The organism is Amycolatopsis sp. NPDC051071, assembly GCF_040682875.1.
Classification (GTDB): Bacteria; Actinomycetota; Actinomycetes; order Mycobacteriales; family Pseudonocardiaceae; genus Amycolatopsis.
The window spans coordinates 33906-51293 of sequence record NZ_JBFBBY010000001.1 but is presented as its reverse complement, the minus strand read 5'-3'; the positions used below and the strand labels follow the sequence as shown (position 1 = coordinate 51293).

The following is a 17388-nucleotide window of genomic DNA, read 5'->3' as shown; positions in this document are numbered from 1 at the left end:
AGCCAGGCCACTACCCGCCGAGGACAGCGGTGCCGCCCGTTCGTCCCGCGCCGATGCGGCAGCCGCCCCAGCCGGTGCGTCACCGCGTCCGCTGGGTTGCTTCGCCGCCCCCTGGCGCCTGGCCGCAGCGGCGCGAACCGGTGGCCGAGCGCTACCACGGGCCGCCGTCCTACCCCGTCCCGCCGAGGTGGGGCTTCCCGAACCTGGTCTGGCGCCGCCCGACCGCGGTCCCCGGCACGGCGTCCGGCGAGGTCACGCCGGGAGAGCGGCTGCGGGTGATCACACGCAGTGTCCTGCCGGTGCTGTGGACCTTCGCCGCCCTCGCGCTCGTCGCGTCGGCCGCCGAGATCTGGCGCTACGTCCTGCTCGTGCAGAGCCGGGACTCCGCGCTGTCGACCTCCGTCGTCACGGTGTCCGACAGTTTCGTGATCACCGCCGGCCTGCTCACGACGATCCTTTCGCTGCTGCCGTCGGGACTCACCGTCTGGTGGCTGCTCGTGGCCCGGCACGCCGCCGCGGAGGCCTCCGGCGAGACGCCGCCGAGGCGGCAATGGCAGGTACTGCTGTTCGTGCTGGTGCCGGTGGTGAACCTGATCCTGGTGCTGCCGATCGTCGCCGAACTCGAACACGCCGTCCTGCGCCGCTCGCGGGAAACCCGGCCGAAGCCGTCGCGGCTCGTGCTGGCCTGGTGGGGTGTCTGGGTGCTGAACTGGCTGCTGCTCGTCCTCGTCATCGTCTGGCGGTTCCGCGACGGCGTCCAGGCATTGGCCGACGGCGTCCTGCTGGTCGCGCTGACCGACCTGGCCGCCGCCGGGCTCGCGGTGGTGACGGCCCTGCTCGTGAAGCGCATGTCCGGCCTTCTGTCGCCTGTCGCCGAGAAGCGGCTTCGCCTCCTCCGCGTGCTGAAGGTGGATGGGGCCCCGGATCCGGACCGTCGCGAACGTCCCGCTACTTCAGTGCGCTGACCTGCGATCTCGTGAGTGATTTGGGTCGTTCTAACGAAGGGTGTTTCAGGTACCTACGGCGGGTGAGCGGGGTAGCGGCCGGTCCTTGAAGGGCCCCCGCAGCACCACCAGTCACCACGGCGGCGCGTGAAGGACCCCTTCCCTCGGCTCAGCCGAGGAAACTCGACCTTCACACCTTTCCCCAGTACAGGAAGGCCCCCTTCCTTGCGCTAGGCGCAAGGAAGGGGGCCTTCACGTACCTAGGCAAGGAAACCTTCACGGACCTGACCCACGATCAGCCCCGCAACCAAATCCAGTAGATACCCAAGACACTCTCGGCCCTAACGACCCAAATCACTCACGACCCCCTCGGCTTTGTCGTGCCCGTCGATAACCCGAAGTGCCCCTCGCGACCCTCGCTGACCTGCGGAAAGAGAGCAAGGGACCTTTGCTATCACCGGTACCCTTAGCTCGTGGTGACGCGGAGCGAGCGCAGGCCGCGGATCACGAACTCCGGCCGTCGTTCGGGCTCTTCGGCGAGCCGCAACCCCGGCAGCCTCGTGGTCAGCGCGTTCAGTGCCGCCGCGATCTCTACCCGCGCGAGCGGGGCGCCGACGCAATAGTGGATGCCCATCCCGAAGCCGAGGTGCGCGTTCGGCGTGCGGCCGATGTCGAGGGTGTCGGGCCGGTCGAAGACCTTCGGGTCCCTGGCGGCGGCGCCGAGCAGCGCGCCGATCTTCTCGCCATCGGCCACCCGGAATCCGGCGATCTCGACGTCGGCGGTCGCCGTCCGCTCGAACAACTGGAGCGGCGAGTCGTAGCGGATCAGCTCTTCGACGCACGGGTCCAGCAGTTCCGGGGACGTCCGCAGCCGTTCCCACTGGTCGCGGTGGGTCAGCAGGGCGTTGACCCCGTTCCCGATGACGTTCACCGTCGCCTCGTGCCCGGCCATCAGCAGCAGGACCGCCGTCGCGACCAGTTCGTCTTCGGTGAGTTCGCTGCGAAGGAGGTCGCTGATGATGTCGTCGCCTGGAGCACTCGCGCGCTGCTTCGCCACGTCGCGCAGGTAATCGACGAACTCCGCCGCGGCCGCTTCGGCGGCGTCACGCTTGTCCTCGGCGAGCCCGTACTCGTACATCTTCACAATGTGGTTCGACAGGACCACCATCCGCGGCCCGTCTTCGATCGGGACGCCGAGCAACTCCGCGATGACCGCGACCGGCAGCGGCTGCGCGAGGTGTTCCAGCAGGTCGGCCGACCCGGTCTCGGCGATTTCGGCGGCGAGTTCGCCGACCATGCCGTCCGCGAGTTCGGCGACCATCGGCCGCAGCCGCTGGACGTGCCCGCGTCCGAACACGCCCGCGATCACGCGTCGCAGCCGGGTGTGGGCGGGCGGCTCGTTCTCCAGCAGTGAGTTGCGGTGCAGCAGGTTGAACGACGCGAACCGCTCCACCGGCAGCGCGTCCTGCCAGATCCGGCCGAACCCGCGGTGCCGCAGGACGGCGGCCGACGCGGCGTGCGACACCGTGACGGCGATGCCGAGCCCTTCGTGACGGTGCACTTCGCCGGTTTCGCGAAGGGCCGCGAAGGCGGGATACGGGTCGGCGAGAAAGGCGGGATCCGAGAGGTCGAACACTCGCCGACTGTAACCCGGCCGTCCGGGTGGTTACGGGGCCGCGCGCGACTTCGGGGCCGCCGAGTGGTCCTGCCCGCCTTCGCGTGCGAAGTCCGGGGGGCTTACGAGCGGCGTGCCCATCTCGCGATAGCGTTCCGAACCGAGCTTGAGGAGGCTGACGTGGGCAAGGGTTCGCGCAAAAAGGGTCCTAAGACGACCTCGGATCGCAAGCCGAAGGTGCGCGACGTCTTCGTCGGCCAGCCCTTCGAAGGCCTCGCGGCGGAGACCGAGCTGATCGCGCTGCGCGAGTTCGTCCCTTCGGCGACGGCATCGCTCACGCTGGCGGGCTCCGGCGAGAAGGTCACTCTCGGCACGGTGCTGCCGATGGCGGCCGCCGCGTTCGTCCGGTCCGACGGCGAGCGCTACGTCGGGATGCAGGTGCAGACGCGGTCCTCGGATATCAGCCGCGACCTCGGCCGGTCGCTCCAGTGGGTGCTGGAGGCCAAGGAGGGTGACGTCCTGTCCGTGCCGGACACCACGACGCCGCCCACCGCCGACGAGAAGGCCCGCCTGCAGGACCTGCTCGAAACGAGCGTCGAGCTCGACGTCACGCTCTACAACGACTTCGCCTGGTGGCTGCCCGAGGACGCCGACGCGAGTGGCGACGTCGCGTTGTCCCTCGAGCGCGCGAACGCGGCGATCATGCCGACCGAGCGCCTCGGCGCCGGCGCGTACTGGGTGCTCGCCGGTGAGAAGGCGCATCTGCGCTGGGTCCGTCCCGAGCCGGAGAACCTGCTGCTGCAAGCGCTTGCGCGGCTGTCCGCGGCCGGTGAACTCGGCCTCGGCGAGGGCTCCCGTTACGCCGGTTCGTTCCGCGCGCACGGGCTGCTCGTGCCGGTGTGGGATCTCGACACCGAGGCACACGCGCGCGAGTGGGCCGACGCGAAGGACCAGCTCGGCGTCCGGCTCGACGCCGCGCTGAAGTCTCTCGACGCCGAGCCGCTCAACGCCGCCGAGCGCCGGTCGCGCGACGGCCTGATCGGCCGTCAGCTCACCATCCGCTGATCCACCCCCCTCGCGTTTCGTCCTCTGGTTGCGGTAGTTGCACGGGCAACTACCGCAACCAGAGGACTAATTGCGCGAGGATGGGCGCGTGATCCTTCATATCTGCGGGCAGGACGAGTGGGCCGAAGTGCCCGAAGGCGGCGTCTACACGGCCGCGTCACTCGCCTCCGACGGCTTCATCCACTGCTCCGACCCGGGCACCGCGCATATCCCGGCCAACGCCGTCTTCCCCGGCCGCACCGATCTGGTGCTGCTGGAGATCGACCCGGCACTCGTCGGCGCGCCCGTCGTCTGGGAGGACGGCGACCCACCGCATCCGGCCGGTATCCAGTTCCCCCACGTGTACGGACCGATACCGCGTAACGCCGTGGTGGCCGTTCACGAATTCCCTGTTCGGGGGGACGGTTCGTTCAGGATTCCCGACTCCTTGTCGAGACGTTGAGGCAGGCAACTCCTCACCCTTATGGGCGTCTCTCGAACTAGTTCGCGGCAAGAGACAACCTGCGGGGGCGGCCATGCGTTTCGGGAGAGGCGAGCCAGACATGCCTGGCCGAGTGACCCCGGGAGGAGGCGATACGGTGACCGCTGCCGCGACGGTCATCTCGGGGACGGATGTCTGGGTGTCCGGCGAGACCCGAGGGAGGGACGTGCCGGGCGAACTCACCGACTTCGGCGACTTCGTGCGGGCCAGCCTGCCGGGTCTGCTGAGGTACGGCCACGCCCTCACCGGGAACCCGCACGACGCCGCCGACCTGGTCCAGACCGTGCTGGAGAAGATCGGCGCCCGCTGGTCGTACGTCCAGCACAAGACCGGCGACCCGATGGCCTACATCCGCCGTTCGATGGCCAACGCGCATGTCAGCCGCTGGCGCCGGACCAAACGCGAGAGCCTGGTCGCCGACCTTCCCGACAGCCGGCCGTACAGCCCCGCGGACCCGTTCGAGCACGAGCCGTTGTGGCAGGCGTTACGCGCGCTGCCGCCGAGGCAACGTGCGGTGATGGTCCTGCGTTACTACGAGGGGCTGTCGGAAGCGGAGATCGCGGACTCCCTCGGCATCAGCCAGGGCACCGTGAAAAGCCAGGCGAGCAAGGCGATCTCGTCGTTGCGCACGAAGCTCGCGTTGATCGAGTCCAAGGGTGAAGGGAGGGAAGCGGGATGAACATGTCCGAAGAAGACGTGCAGCAACAGCTGCGCGACCTGTTCTCCGACGAACGGATCGGCGTGCCGTCCACGCTGAATCCCGAGACGATCGTGGCGGGTGCGAAGCGCCGCCGCCGTCGCCGCCAGATGATGCAGACGACGACCGGGATGGCCGCCGCGGTGGTCATGGTGGGTGGTGGGCTCGCGGTCTTCTCGATCCACGACAAGGACAACGGCGCGGTCATCTCCGCCGACCAGCTGAGCATGGGGGCGTCCGCGACCAGCCAGGTGCGACCCGGGCCGGGGAGCCAGGAGGGCTCCGCCGTCCCCCCGCCGCCGCCGCAGTCGACGCATCTGCCTGAGCCACCGCCGTCGACGATCTCCGATGGACCGGTCAAGCCGCCGAAGACTACTGCGGCCACGAAACCGCCTTCGCAGCGCAAGGTGACCACGGGGGCCCTGCTGACCGCGAGCGGCTTCGGCAAGCTCCGGCTCGGGATGAGCGAGTCCGAGGCGGAGGCCACCGCCGGTCAGCTTCGGGCGAAAGAGGTCCGAGGCGGCTGTACGTACGGCTACGCGGAGGGCTCCGCCGTTCCGGGGCCGACGTCGGTGTCGCTGACCGAGGGCGACGGGATCACCGTCATCAACCCGGCGGGAACGGTGCACACCCCGGAAGGGATCGGGGTCGGCTCGACCGAGGCGGACATCCTCGCGGCCTACCCTGGCAGCACCAAGGACGGCGGCGCCTACGTCGCGCCCGCCGGCGCGGTGAGCGCGTACCGGATCTTCGTGTCCCACGACGGGTCGGCCGTCAGCATCCTGCTGACCAGCCTCAACCAGGATTGCCAGTTCAGCTGACGGGCGTCCGCGCAGACGGAAAACCCGGGCTGCTCCAAGGGGGAGAGCCCGGGTTTTCTCTGTGGTGGGAGAGCGGTCAGTGCGTCAGAGCGCGCCACCCGCGACCGGGGGCATCCCCGAGTCGGCGCCGCCGTCACCGATGGACTCGCGGTGCAGGTGGTTCTCGACCTCGAACAGGTTGCCGTTCGCGCGTTTGACGATGTTGAGCAGTGTGGACATCTGGGAGATCTCTTCGACCTGCTCCTTGAGGAACCACTGCGTGAACTGCTCGCCGATGTAGTCCTCTTCGGCGCGGGCGGCCTTGGCCAGCTGCTGGATGTCGCTCGCGACCTCCTTCTCCTGCTGCAGCGCGAGCTCGATGAGCTCGGTGACGTCGGAGAAGGTGTTGCGCACGTCGCCGGTACCGGGGATCTCCACGTGGTGGTCGGTGTCCAGCATGTACTGGATGAGCGCCATCGCGTGGTTGCGTTCCTCGACGGACTGCTTGTAGAAGTGCTTCGCGAGCTGCGGCAGGTCCTCGGCGTCGAACCAGACCGCCAGCGCGATGTACTGCTGGGAGGCGTTGAACTCGTTGTGGATCTGCGCCTGCAGCAGTTCGTAGAACTTCGAGCGCGGTTGCTTCTTGGAGAGGACCATGTATGCAAAGATACGTCATGGCCTATTCGATTTCCACTTTTATCTGGTGATCTGCCTCCTATTAGGTTACCATTACCGATACTAGGTTCACCTCAATTAAGTAAGCCTTCCCTTAATTGCTGTTTCAGATGCTTTCGCGCCGGATCGGGCACGACATGCAGCGCGGCCCGCCGCGGCCGGAGCCCAGCTCGGAGCCGGTGATGGCCAGTACCTCGATACCGGCTTCCTCCAGTCGTGCGTTGGTCTCCACATTCCGTTCATAGCCGACGACGACGCCGGGAGCGAGGGCGAGGGTGTTGTTCCCGTCGTCCCATTGCTCGCGTTCCGCGGTGACCGGGTCGAGTCCGGTGTCGATGACGCGGAGCCGGTCGATTCCCATTGCTTCGGCGGCCGCGGTGAGGAATGGTGCCGGGCCTTCCACCTTCATGGAACCGTCGTCGGTCGGCCGCATGGTGAACGCGGTCAGCGAATCGCGGGAAAGCGGATACATGACGACGGCGTCGGCCGCGACCATCGTGCAGACGGTGTCCAGATGCATGGTCGCGCGGGTCTGCTCGATCGGGACGGCGAGCACGGTGTGCGCGATCCCGTCGGCGAACACCGACCGCGCCAGCGATTCCGCGCCGGCCGCGGTGGTCCGCTCGCCGACGCCGATGGCAAGGACACCCGGCGAGAGCAGCATGACGTCGCCACCCTCGATCGGCGCCGAGTGCGCGCCGTACGCGCGGGACGCGTGGCGGAACCACGGGTGGTAGGCGTAGATCAGGTCCAGCACCGCGGTCTCGCGGACACGCGCGGGCATGGTGAGCGACGAGACCGCGACGCGGTTGCCGATCCACGCCGACGAGTCGCGGGTGAACAGCAGGTTCGGCAGCGGGTCGACGGCGAAGTCGTTCGGGTGGTTCATCAGCCGCACCAGTGAGACGCCCTCGGCGGCGGGCAGTTCCTCGAAGGTCATCCCGGCCATCAGTGCCTCGGCCAGCACTTCGGGGGAGACGCTCGACAGGTGCGAACGCAGCGAATCGGCCAGGTCGATCCCGAGCCGTCGCTCGTCCACCGCGGCGTGCACGCCGGCGGCGTGGGCGCGGGCGTCGGTGAGCGCCGTGCGCAGCGCGTCGGCCAGCAGCAGCACCTCGACACCGCGGCCGCGCAGCACCTCGGCGAACGCGTCGTGCTCGTCCTGCGCGCGGTCCACCCAGGGGATGGAGTCGAACAGGAGCTGGTCGTTGTTGCGAGGCGTGAGCCTTTTGAGCTCGTTGCCGGGCCTGTGCAGGAGCACCGCACGCAGGGGGCCGACTTCGCTGTCAACTCGGGGTGGAGTCGTCTCGTCAATCACCTTGAATAGAGTATGCGGAGCGGAGCTCCTCCGTTGAGGGTGGCGGCGGGGGCATGGATGGATAGCTAGGGAAGCCCGGAAACTCGCCCCTTGAGCAGGGCGTATCCGACGAAAGAAACGAAGTCGAGCGCGGTATGCGCGGCGATCAGCGGCCACAGCCGGTTCGTCTTCTGCCACAGCCTGCCGAACACCAGGCCCATCACGACGTTGCCGACGAAACCACCGAAACCCTGATACAGGTGATATGACCCGCGCAGCACCGATGAGGCGACGAGTGAGGTGTTCTCCTTGAGCCCCAGCTGCCGCAGCCGGGTCAGCAGATAGGCGACGACGAGCACCTCTTCGGCGAAAGCGTTGCCGAACGCCGACAACGTCAGCGTGATCGGCCGCCACCAGGTCGCGCCCAAAGTGGACGGTTGCACCGACAGGCTGAAACCGAGGCTGTAGGAGAGGAAGTACAGCCCCAGTCCCGGAATCCCGATCGCGGCGGCGAGCAGGAGGCCGTGCGCGAGGTCGCGGCCGAGCCGCTGCCGGTCGAGCCCGATCTGCGCGAGTTTCATGCCGCCGCGCCACAACAGGTACAGCCCGAGCGCGCCCCAGCCGACCAGTTTGCCCGCGCTCAGGACCTGCTTGAGCAGGTCGACGAGGCTCAGCGTCGCCTGGGGAACGTTCAGCTGAGCCTGTTGCTGTGCCAGCGGAACCGGTTGCAGCAGCGAGTCCACAAGGGACAGCAGACTGGACAGCCCGGACAGGCCGAGGGTGATTCCGAAGACGACGACCAGTTCGATGACGATCGCGCGCCGGCGCCCCGGGTCTTCCACGAATTCCGGCAGCGCCGGGCGTTCGGGACGCAGCCAGCTCATCAGCCGCACGCTACCGTCAGGGGCATGCCAAGGAGCATCGCGACCAACGAAACCGTCGACCGCGCCGCGCTCGTCGAGTTCCTGTCCACCCGCCACCGCGCCATCCTGATGACCACCAAGGCCGACGGCGGCCCGCAGCTCTCCCCGGTGACCTGCGGGGTCGACGGCGAAGGCCGCCTGGTCATCTCCACGTACCCGAAGCGCGCGAAGGTCGTCAACGTGCGACGCGAGCCGAAGGTGTCCGCCTGCGTCCTTTCCGACGAGTGGAACGGCCAGTGGGTGCAGCTGAACGGCACCGCCGAGGTACTCGACCTCCCCGACTCCGTCGAGCCGCTGGTCGACTACTTCCGGGCGATCTCGGGTGAGCACCCCGACTGGGACGAATACCGCGAAGCGATGGTGAAGCAGGGCAAGAGCGTCATCCGCGTCTCCATCGAATCGTGGGGCCCGATCGCGAAGGGCGGCTTCCCGGCCGAGCTGGCTTAGCGAGGCCCTGCGAAATATTTGCGTCAGCGCGCGTCATTCGTAGGAGAACGGGCAGCCGATCAGCCTGCGGATCTCGCCTGCCAGCTGCTGCGGTCCTTCGACCGGACGTGAGAACGCGAGCCGGATGTCGTGGTCGCCGGAGTCGGCCTCGACCCGCAGCCGCAGGCCGTAGCGGTCCAGTCCCAGCGGCCGGATTCGCCCACCTCGCAGCTCGCCCGGCACGTGTTTGGCGAGTTGCCCGACGACGTCCGCGTGGTCGGACTCCAGGTGTCGCAGCCACTGGGCTTCGTAGTCGTGGAAGGGGTCCGGTGGCGCGGCGCTGAACATATGCGGCCGGAGCGAGTGCGTGCCCTCGGCGTCCGCGAGCACCAGTGACGCCGGGGTGAGCCGCAGCAGGGTCAGGCCGTGCCCGACGTCGAGCAGCCGCTCGTCCGGCCGGGTTTCGGCGATGGAGACCGCGCGGGCGCGGGCGGAGACGTCGGAGAGCGGGCGGAGCCAGCCGGTGATCCACAGCAGCCCGCGGATGGGCTCGCGCAGGGCGACCGGCGCCTGATCGGTCAGCTCGACCATCACCGCGAGTTCGCCGCGCTGCGCCTCGTGCGAGCGTTTGACCAGGTGATGCTCGTCCGGCAGCAGGACGCTGACGCTGCCACTGGTGTGCACGTGGTGCAGCACCGGGACGATGCGGCCGCACTGTCCTGGCTGGTCACGCTGCTCCGCGGTCGGCATCAGCGTCGCAGGCCCGTTGCGCGTGGCGATCGTCTTGGCGCGTTCCGCGGGGTTCGGCGCCGGCGGGCGGCGAATGGACGTCGGTGTGGTCACGGCTCACCTCCTGAGTTAGGTGAGCCTAACCTGATCTACGCATCCAGTGGAAGTAGCCTGGCTCACGTCTCATCTGACGCCTATAGGTTGACCAGGTGGATCACAGCAGAATCCGGGTGCTCGAACCACCCGAAGGGATTCCGGCCAGGAACATGCCGGTCCTGGTGGGCGCGCTCGACCGTTCGGCCACGACCGCCGGCACACTGGCCTTCACCACCGCGCTGCTCGCCGTGCTGGGTCTGGTCCTGCTGGTCAACCGGTGGTACGGAATCGCGGTGCCGGTCTTCCTCCTCGTCTTCACGACACCGATTTCGCTCTACTACGGCTTCCTCACGGTCGCTGGATCCTTGCCGATGCGGAAACTGGTGGACAAGCCGTTCCGCCTGGTGAACGGGCTGGACGGCGCCGTCGTCGCCGGTTCACGGGTGAGCGTGCCGCTCGACGGACGCTGGCTGGTCGTGCGGCTGCCCGCCCCGTTTCGCGCGCAACTCGCGGCCCAGCGACGGTTGTGGGTACTGGGCCGGTTCGTCCTGCTGCCAGGTGTCCTCAGCCCGCGGCGTGGTGCGTTCCGGGACGCCCCCAAGAAGGGTTCGGCGCCGTTCGCGGTCGAGCCGGTCTCGCCAGGGCGGCTGCTTTCACTGCAACGACGGCTGCTGGCGTCGTACTACTCACTGAGTGCCGGGCTCACGCTGGTGGTGGCCGCCTTCTCGGTCTGGATCGCCCTCGATCTCCCGGATCGTGGCAGCATCCTCGTGCCGTACGCGAACGTCTTGGCGGTCCTCTGCGTGCTGGGCACGATCGGGCTGGTCATCACGGCGCTCGTGATGACCCGGCCGGTGCCCGAACCTCAGTGGACCGAGCTGGCCGTCGTGTCCGGGCCGGCGTCGGTCAACCTCTTCGGCATGGTCACGCTGGAAGGCCAGACGGTCCTGCCCGACGGCCGTCAGGTCACCGTCCGTGCCGGTGGCTCGGATCCGTCGCTGGCCGCGAACATCGCCGCGACCGGGCGGTTGTGGGTGCTCGGTGTGCCTGTCGGGGGGAAGGCCGCGAAGGCCGGAGTGCCCGGTCACGCGGTCTTCGGGCCGGTCAAATTCGGCTCGTGAGCCAAGCGGCGAAGGCGGTTCTCTTGAGGGGTAAGGCAAACGTGGCGTGACGGGTTCGTCGGCGGGAGCGGACTCTTCAGGGGGCCCGACACCGCTCGCGTGCTCAGACTCCGCACACGTGAGTTCGGCGTCCAGCACGTGAGATCCGTCTTCAAGCACGCGAGTTACGCCTTCAAGCACGCAAGTTACGCCTTCAAGCACGCGAGTTACGTGCTCAAGCACGCGAGTCACGCCTTCGCCCTGGCCGCCAACCCCGCGAACAAGCCGGTCACAGCGAGCCCAGGCCCCACGCCACGTTTGCCTTACCCCTCAAGAGAACCCTTTTGCCGCTCACGAGCCGAGGTCCGGTTCAACTGAGCGAGCGCCGCGTCGCCTCTTCGGTTTCGACGACGCCCCGCCGGATCCCTTCCAGCTGTTCGCTCAGTTCGCCGATTGTGTGCGTGTCGAGCAGGGAATCGCCGGTGGCGGCCGAAAGTTCGGCAGCCCTGGCGACAAGGCCGTCGAGGCCGAGTGCGCCGGATCGCAGCTGTGCCAGCAGTTTCCGCTGTGCGCTCGAAAGCCGCGTGTGCACGTCTTCCTGTGCCTGAACGGCTTCCATGGACTGCTGGAGGTCGCCGCGAATGTCGTCGTCGGCGGTCTTCAGTTCCTTTCGCAGCCGGGCCTTCTCGGCGGCAACCGCGCCCTTGTCCACTCGTTCTAGGGCTTTCCCGGTGGCCGAGGTGCGTCCGGCCAGCCGACGGAGGGTGTCGACGGTTTCCCGCACCACCGGTTCCATATCGGTCACCCGGTCGGCGAGCGGGCCGGCGGTGAGTGAAGCGGAGATCGACCGGAAGCCGTCTGCCGCGGCCTCCGCTCGCCGCAGCCAGTCCGCCTCGGGTGAACTCGGTTCGACGTCGGGGAGGGCCCGCTCCTCAGGTTCGGGCGCGGGTTTCACCCGGGACGCGACGGCGATCCCGGCGCGGGCGGCGAGCACGGTTACACCGACACCGAGCGCGGCGACCACCGGCAGTTGCACCGCCCAGGCCGCACCCGCCGACGTCGCGGCGAGCAGCAACCCCCACGGTTCGGCCAGCTCACGTACGAAGCGCATATCCGAGGATCTCAGAAGTTCGAGATCACGGCGGTGAATACCTGGTCGATCGAGTCCGGTTTGGACGAGTCGTACCCCACGCCCTGTGTTGTCTCGGCGATCTCCTTGAGGATGCCGAAGTCGGCGTCGGAGCCGTAGGCGATGGTGAACATCCGCACCGCCTCGCCGCCGCCCTCGCTCTTCAACTGCCCGACGAGGTTGGGGAGATCGATGCCGCCGGGATCCTCGTTCCGGCCGTCGGTGAGTACGACGACGGCGTTGATCGCGTTCGGGTCCAGCCGCTGCTTCATGAACTCGTAGGCCGCGAGCGAGGAGTCGTAGAGCCCGGTCCCGTTCTGCGGGGTCAGCCCGTTCAGCCGCGCCGCCAGTTCCTGCCTGCCGGGTTCACCGCCGATCGGGGTCACCGGCCGGAGTTCGAAGTAGTCCTTGTCGCCGTTGAGTTTCGTCGAGAACATCCACAGGCCGACCTTGTCCGCGTCGCTGAACTGCGGCAACGACGCCACGGCCGCCTGTTTCGCGAGATCCATCTTGTTCTTGCCGGTCCCGCTGACGCCGTCACCCATCGAGCCGGAGACGTCGACGACCAGGAGCACATTCGCCTTCTTCCGCAGGTCCTTCCACGACTTCAGGACCTCGGTCAGCACCGGCGGACTCGGCGGTCGGATCAGGTTGAGCTTCGCGTCGGGCTGGGCGCCGTTCGCCGAAGTGGTCTGCGAACCGGGCTTCCCGTCGAATGTGCGGAAGCCGATGTCGGAGAACTTCTGCTGCGCTTCGGCGCCGCGAAGGTGCGTGAGGAAGTCCGCCGCGACCTGTTTGTGGATGTCGTCGGCCCAGTTCAGCACGCTGAACGGGTGATCGGAGTTGAGCGTGCCGTCGCTGGGGTAGATCCCGACGAGCGGCACCTTCGGCGGCGCGTGCTGCCCCCGCTTCTCCGGATCGTTCGTGGGATTGCCCTGGTTGTAGCCGACGAGGGAGTTCTCCTCGACCGTCACCGCGGAGATGTAGGACAGCGCCGCGCCGCGGTCGTCGGCCTTCTGCAGATTCGTCAGGAACGTCAGCGTGTTGTCGCCGTAGTGGACGATGGCCTGCTCGACGTTCTGCACGAACGTCCGCGCCTCCGGCTTCGCGAGCGCGGCCGCGGTGAGGTCCGACGAAGTCCCTGTCGCCGCGTAGTAGGCGCCGATGGTGGCGTTGAGGCCGGACGTCGAGATGTTCGGGTTCGTCTTGCCGAGCCGGAACTTCCCCCACTCCGGATGCCCGTACTTCGCCCAGCCCTGCGGATCCGTGGCGAGCGCCGCGAGATCCTTCCAGCCGATGCCCTTGCCGGGCCAGCCGAGCGCCTCGGCCATCGGTTTCGGCATGGCGACGACCAGCGGCGCGTTCGCGACCGATTCCGAATCGCCCTCGGGCACCAGCGCGGGGTGATCGGTGCCGGTGAGGTTCTGGCGCAGCAGGTTCACCCAGCCGGACGCGGCGGGCGTCCAGACGTCCGGTCGCGGCCCGTCCACCGCCTCGTTCCAGCCACGGGACAGTGCCTGCATCGCGGTACCGGAAGACTTCGACTGCACCATCACGTCGACGCAGCGTCCGGCGACCGTCCGGCCGCTGTAGCCCTTGGCGATCTCGGTGACCACTCCCGCCTTCTCCGGTGACGACGAGATCTGCAGTTTGACCGCGTCACCGGTGGTGCATTTCGCCGCGGCGGGGTCCTCGCCCGAGTCGCTGGTGATCGCGCGCAGGCCGATGATCAGCCCGATGGCGACCACCGCCGCCGCCACGAACGCCAGGACCTTGCGGCCCCGTCGGGGCTGACCGGGCTTCACGACCATGGAGAACCTCCAGCGATGGGAACATCGATTATCCGGAGGTTTGACCCACTACGGGTTCGCTTCGGGGTCGCGTTGCCGAACCGTTGCGCCCACGTCGGTACTTATCCCGCCACGGACGGCTCAGGCGCCGGGGCCCCGCCCGGACCAGGTCCACGCGTACCCGTGGTCTTCCGACGCGTCGGCCCCTTCGCCGAGGTCCAGCGGCGCGAAGGTGTCCACCATGACCGCGGTCTCGTCGAAGAACTGCGCCCCGATCGATGCCTCCGCCGCGCCGGGCTGCGGCCCGTGGGTGAAGCCGGACGGGTGCAGTGAGAGCGAGCCGATCTCGATGCCGGAACCCTTGCGTGCCTCGTAGTTCCCGCGGACGTAGAACATCAGCTCGTCGGAATCGACGTTCGCGTGGTTGTACGGCACCGGGATCGACTCGGGGTGGTAGTCGACCTTGCGTGGGCAGAACGAGCAGACCACGAAGTTCGGGCCTTCGAAGGTCTGGTGCACGGGTGGCGGCTGATGCACGCGGCCGGTGATCGGTTCGAAGTCGTCGATGTTGAACACCCACGGGTACAGGCAGCCGTCCCAGCCGACGACGTCGAACGGGTGAGTCGCGTAGGTGAAGCGCGTCAGGCCCGCGCGGTGCCGTACGAGGACCTCGACGTCGGTGCCGTCGACGACCAGCGGCTCGGACGGGCCGCGGATGTCGCGTTCGCAGTACGGCGAGTGCTCCAGGAACTGGCCCTTCGCCGACAGATACCGCTTCGGCGGGCCGATGTGGCCGCGTGCCTCGATGGTCAGCAGCTTGACTCCGCCGTCGTCGTGCGGAAGCACGCGATAGGTGCACGACGTCGGGATGACGAGGTAGTCGCCGTCACCGATCTCCAGGGAGCCGTAGATCGTCTCGACGGTCGCACTGCCGCCCTGGACGTAGAAGAGCTCGTCGCCTGCCGCGTTGCGGTACAGCGGCGAAGGACGCGTCGCGTGGACGAAGCCGATGGTGACGTCGGCGTTGCCGAACAGCCGTCGCCGGTCGGAGACCGCGTCGGCGTCGCCGAACTTGAGGTCGTGGGTTTTGAAGGCACGCGGTTTGAGCGGGTGGTTCGGGGTGATCGGCCCGCGTTCGTCCTCGATCGCGACGGCGTCGACGATCGCGGTGGGCAGCCCGCGGTGATACAGCAGCGCGGAGTCCGCCGAGAAGCCCTCGACCCCCATCAGTTCCTCGGCGTACAGGCCCCCGTCGGGTTTGCGGAACGCCGTGTGACGCTTGTGCGGGATCTCGCCTACCTGCCGGTAGTAAGGCATCGGAATCTCCCCGGAACGTGTCCGTTGTGCGAACGATTTTGTCCTGATGTCGTACGCTACTAGCGTGTCAGTCGTGTCAAGCGCTGTGGAACTCACGCCACCCGGCCCCCGAGGAACCCCTCCCCTGTTCGCGCGGCTCGTCGACGACTCGGCGTTGTTCCCGCCCGGTGAGGCGTCCATGCCCGAGGCGCTGCGTGCGCACTTCGCGTCGAGGGCGGGTGAACACTCCGGAGTCCTCGGTGTGTTCCTGTGCCAGGCGTCGAGGCTGCCCGAACTCATCACCGAACTCATCAAGATCAAACCGAAGGAGCCGCTGCCGCTGTCGCTGATCATCGACACCGGCCTCGGCGGGGTCCCGAAGGCGATCTCGATCGTCGAGTCGCGCAGCGAGATCCTCGCGTTGCGCATGGTGGAGATGCCGGCGCCGTCGGACGTGGACGAGGTCTGGCTGGAGCGGGTCTCCGAATTCGTGCCGGAAGACGTCATCCGGGTGGTCGAGCCGCGGCGCGGTGTCGGCTGGCTGGACGGCGTGCGGAAGGTGATCGAGCACGGCAGCTGGCCGAAGATCCGCTGCGGTGGCAAGGCGGGCGAGAACTTCCCCAGCGTCGACGAGGTCGCCGACTTCCTCGCGGTGGTCAGCGGCTCGACCGGGGCTTCGTTCAAGGCGACGAACAGCCTCCACCGGGCCGTCCGGCACACCGAGGAGAAGAGCGGCTTCACCCATCACGGGTTCCTGAACCTCATCGTCGCGTCCGCGCGGTCTCTTTCGGGCGGTGACGTGCGTGCCGCGCTCGAGTCGACCGACGGCGCCGCCTTGGCCGCCGAAGCCAAGGAGATGCCGGAGCCGGCCGCGAAGGCCGTTCGCGAGCTCTTCGCCTCCTACGCGGCGGCTTCGTTCGACGAGCCCGTCGCCGACCTCGGGGAACTCGGGTTGCTGTGACCCGCGAAGGGTCACTCACCCTCGACCGGGGCCTCGCCTTACTGCAGGCCGTGGCGGACGCCGGTGGCGAGGCGGCGACGATCTCCGAACTCGCCGTCGCCATCGGCGCGAGCCGGGCCGCCGTCTACCGGCTGCTCGTCCCGTTGTCCGAACGCGGGCTCGTCTGGCGCGACGGCAACAAGGTGCGGCTCGGCGTCGGCCTGCTCCGGCTGGCGGGGCAGGTCCTCCCGCAGCTGCGGGAGGCGGCGAGGCCGGTCCTGCGTGAACTGGCGGAAAAGGTCGGCGCGACGGCGCATCTGTCGGTCGTCCAGGGCGATCAGGCGCAGGCCGTCGCGGTCGTCGAACCGTCGTGGACGAGTTTCCACGTCGCCTACCGTGTCGGCACACGCCATCCGCTGTCCGCGGGTGCGGCGGGCAAGGCGATGACACTGCGCCCTGGCGGCGACGGCTGGGTGACCTCCAGCGGCGAACTGGAGGCCGGCGCGTCCGGCGTCGCCGCGCCGGTGCGCGGGGTGCCGGGACTGCGTGCCAGCCTCGGCGTCGTGTCACTGGAGCCGCTGGACGCCTCCGTGGTGGGCCCCGCGGTCGTCGGCGCCGCGCAACGCCTCGCCGAGGTGCTGAAGCAGCCGGAGTAGCCCGTCAGCGGTTGCTGAGCAGTGGGCGCACCATGGTCGCCAGCAGGGTGAGGTCGACCGCGAAGAGAAGCCGCTCGAACAGGCCGAGCGTGACTTCCTGGTGCGAGGGGCCGGTGAGCATTGTCCAGACGAACCCGCCGAGCACGATCACCACGGCGGCGAAGCTGGCCACCGAAAGCCGCCGGATCGTCGTGCGGCGCGGCTCCCACGGGCAGCGCGCCCGGCCGGGGCGGGTCAGCAGCCAGGCGGCGGCGGGCAGGGCCAAGAACGCGGTCAGCGCGGCGTAGTTGTGGAGCTGCCCGGCCAGTGAACGAGCCTGGCCTTCGGGATCGACGGGGACGAGCGCGAGGACGAACAGTCCGGCACACCACACGCCGAGCAGCGCGAGGACGGACCCGTAACCACTGCGATGTGCCTTCGCGATCCCGCCGAGCAGGGCGAGTGAACCGAGCCCCAGCGCCAGGCACATCGCGCCGAACAGCGGGGCCGCCGTCGAGCCGGGTGAGAGGTAGCCGTAGACGTATTCGGACAACGTCTGCCAGATCGGGCTGACCTGGCTGGACAGCCGCAGGTGCAGGTCGATCGAGATCGCGACGGCCACAGCCATACCGAAGATCGCGAGCCTGCCGTGCATCGGAGAGACGGCACGGGCCGCGAAGGGCTTCGGGGAGGTCACGACCGGCTGCTCCAGGCTCGTCGGGGCGAGTCAAAGGAATGGGCAAGGTGAGT

General features: G+C 68.5%; 18 protein-coding genes. 9 read left to right on the top strand and 9 right to left on the bottom strand.

Annotation, left to right across the window (positions count from 1 at the left end; all coding sequences use genetic code 11):
• Nucleotides 1-29 precede the first annotated feature (29 nt).
• Nucleotides 30-965 carry a DUF4328 domain-containing protein gene (locus AB0M65_RS00255; RefSeq protein ID WP_364018979.1) on the top strand — a complete coding sequence of 312 codons (936 nt, stop codon included), beginning with the start codon at nt 30-32 and terminating at the stop codon, nt 963-965.
• Nucleotides 966-1410: 445 nt separating this feature from the next.
• Here the strand turns inward: AB0M65_RS00255 and AB0M65_RS00250 are convergent, their stop codons facing one another.
• The gene (locus tag AB0M65_RS00250; RefSeq protein ID WP_364018976.1) at nt 1411-2580 is read right to left on the bottom strand and encodes a cytochrome P450; all 1170 of its coding nucleotides are present in this window, start codon (nt 2578-2580) and stop codon (nt 1411-1413) included.
• A gap of 159 nt (nt 2581-2739) precedes the next feature.
• Here AB0M65_RS00250 and AB0M65_RS00245 point away from each other — a divergent pair, with 159 nt between their 5' ends.
• The 4 genes from AB0M65_RS00245 (at nt 2740) to AB0M65_RS00230 (ending at nt 5623) form a co-directional block, all read left to right on the top strand.
• Nucleotides 2740-3624, top strand: coding sequence for a DUF5926 family protein (locus tag AB0M65_RS00245; RefSeq protein WP_364018973.1), 885 nt, complete (start codon nt 2740-2742; stop codon nt 3622-3624).
• A gap of 88 nt (nt 3625-3712) precedes the next feature.
• Nucleotides 3713-4066: a DUF952 domain-containing protein gene (locus AB0M65_RS00240; protein WP_364018970.1), complete on the top strand. Its 354-nt coding sequence runs from the start codon at nt 3713-3715 to the stop codon at nt 4064-4066.
• Nucleotides 4067-4271: 205 nt separating this feature from the next.
• On the top strand, nt 4272-4784 hold the full coding sequence (locus tag AB0M65_RS00235; protein WP_364019258.1) for a SigE family RNA polymerase sigma factor: 513 nt from the start codon (nt 4272-4274) through the stop codon (nt 4782-4784).
• Nucleotides 4781-5623: a hypothetical protein gene (locus AB0M65_RS00230; protein ID WP_364018967.1), complete on the top strand. Its 843-nt coding sequence runs from the start codon at nt 4781-4783 to the stop codon at nt 5621-5623. The genes AB0M65_RS00235 and AB0M65_RS00230 overlap by 4 nt, the downstream gene beginning before the upstream one ends.
• Before the next feature lie 84 nt (nt 5624-5707).
• On the opposite strand, the gene AB0M65_RS00225 is transcribed toward AB0M65_RS00230, so the two are convergent.
• The 3 genes from AB0M65_RS00225 to AB0M65_RS00215 all read right to left on the bottom strand — a co-directional run bounded on the left by AB0M65_RS00225 (nt 5708) and on the right by AB0M65_RS00215 (nt 8458).
• Nucleotides 5708-6259: a ferritin gene (locus AB0M65_RS00225; protein ID WP_364018964.1), complete on the bottom strand. Its 552-nt coding sequence runs from the start codon at nt 6257-6259 to the stop codon at nt 5708-5710.
• A 124-nt stretch (nt 6260-6383) separates the two neighbouring features.
• Nucleotides 6384-7595, bottom strand: coding sequence for an arginine deiminase (locus tag AB0M65_RS00220; protein ID WP_364018961.1), 1212 nt, complete (start codon nt 7593-7595; stop codon nt 6384-6386).
• A 65-nt stretch (nt 7596-7660) separates the two neighbouring features.
• Nucleotides 7661-8458, bottom strand: coding sequence for a CPBP family intramembrane glutamic endopeptidase (locus AB0M65_RS00215; RefSeq protein ID WP_364018958.1), 798 nt, complete (start codon nt 8456-8458; stop codon nt 7661-7663).
• A 24-nt stretch (nt 8459-8482) separates the two neighbouring features.
• Between AB0M65_RS00215 and AB0M65_RS00210 the strand changes: the two genes are divergently transcribed.
• A complete protein-coding gene (locus AB0M65_RS00210) occupies nt 8483-8944 on the top strand; it encodes a PPOX class F420-dependent oxidoreductase (protein WP_364018955.1) in 462 nt (153 codons plus the stop codon).
• A 33-nt stretch (nt 8945-8977) separates the two neighbouring features.
• On the opposite strand, the gene AB0M65_RS00205 is transcribed toward AB0M65_RS00210, so the two are convergent.
• Nucleotides 8978-9766 carry a DUF2470 domain-containing protein gene (locus AB0M65_RS00205; RefSeq protein WP_364018952.1) on the bottom strand — a complete coding sequence of 263 codons (789 nt, stop codon included), beginning with the start codon at nt 9764-9766 and terminating at the stop codon, nt 8978-8980.
• Between the two features lie 95 nt (nt 9767-9861).
• On the opposite strand from AB0M65_RS00205, the gene AB0M65_RS00200 reads away from it, so the two are divergent.
• Nucleotides 9862-10869: a hypothetical protein gene (locus AB0M65_RS00200; RefSeq protein WP_364018949.1), complete on the top strand. Its 1008-nt coding sequence runs from the start codon at nt 9862-9864 to the stop codon at nt 10867-10869.
• Nucleotides 10870-11218: 349 nt separating this feature from the next.
• On the opposite strand, the gene AB0M65_RS00195 is transcribed toward AB0M65_RS00200, so the two are convergent.
• From AB0M65_RS00195 to AB0M65_RS00185, 3 genes are all read right to left on the bottom strand, one after another.
• Nucleotides 11219-11959 carry a hypothetical protein gene (locus AB0M65_RS00195; protein WP_364018947.1) on the bottom strand — a complete coding sequence of 247 codons (741 nt, stop codon included), beginning with the start codon at nt 11957-11959 and terminating at the stop codon, nt 11219-11221.
• Between the two features lie 11 nt (nt 11960-11970).
• A complete protein-coding gene (locus AB0M65_RS00190) occupies nt 11971-13788 on the bottom strand; it encodes a substrate-binding and VWA domain-containing protein (protein WP_364018945.1) in 1818 nt (605 codons plus the stop codon).
• Between the two features lie 120 nt (nt 13789-13908).
• On the bottom strand, nt 13909-15084 hold the full coding sequence (locus tag AB0M65_RS00185; protein WP_364018942.1) for a homogentisate 1,2-dioxygenase domain-containing protein: 1176 nt from the start codon (nt 15082-15084) through the stop codon (nt 13909-13911).
• 85 nt (nt 15085-15169) lie between these two features.
• On the opposite strand from AB0M65_RS00185, the gene AB0M65_RS00180 reads away from it, so the two are divergent.
• Complete coding sequence (locus AB0M65_RS00180; RefSeq protein ID WP_364019255.1) at nt 15170-16024, top strand: hypothetical protein; 855 nt, start codon at nt 15170-15172, stop codon at nt 16022-16024.
• Nucleotides 16021-16659, top strand: a complete 639-nt coding sequence (locus AB0M65_RS00175) for a helix-turn-helix domain-containing protein (RefSeq protein WP_364018940.1) — start codon at nt 16021-16023, stop codon at nt 16657-16659. Before AB0M65_RS00180 ends, AB0M65_RS00175 begins: the two co-directional genes overlap by 4 nt.
• A 4-nt stretch (nt 16660-16663) precedes the next feature.
• Here AB0M65_RS00175 and AB0M65_RS00170 read toward each other — a convergent pair whose 3' ends face one another.
• On the bottom strand, nt 16664-17335 hold the full coding sequence (locus tag AB0M65_RS00170) for a DUF998 domain-containing protein (RefSeq protein ID WP_364018937.1): 672 nt from the start codon (nt 17333-17335) through the stop codon (nt 16664-16666).
• Between the last annotated feature and the right edge of the window lie 53 nt (nt 17336-17388).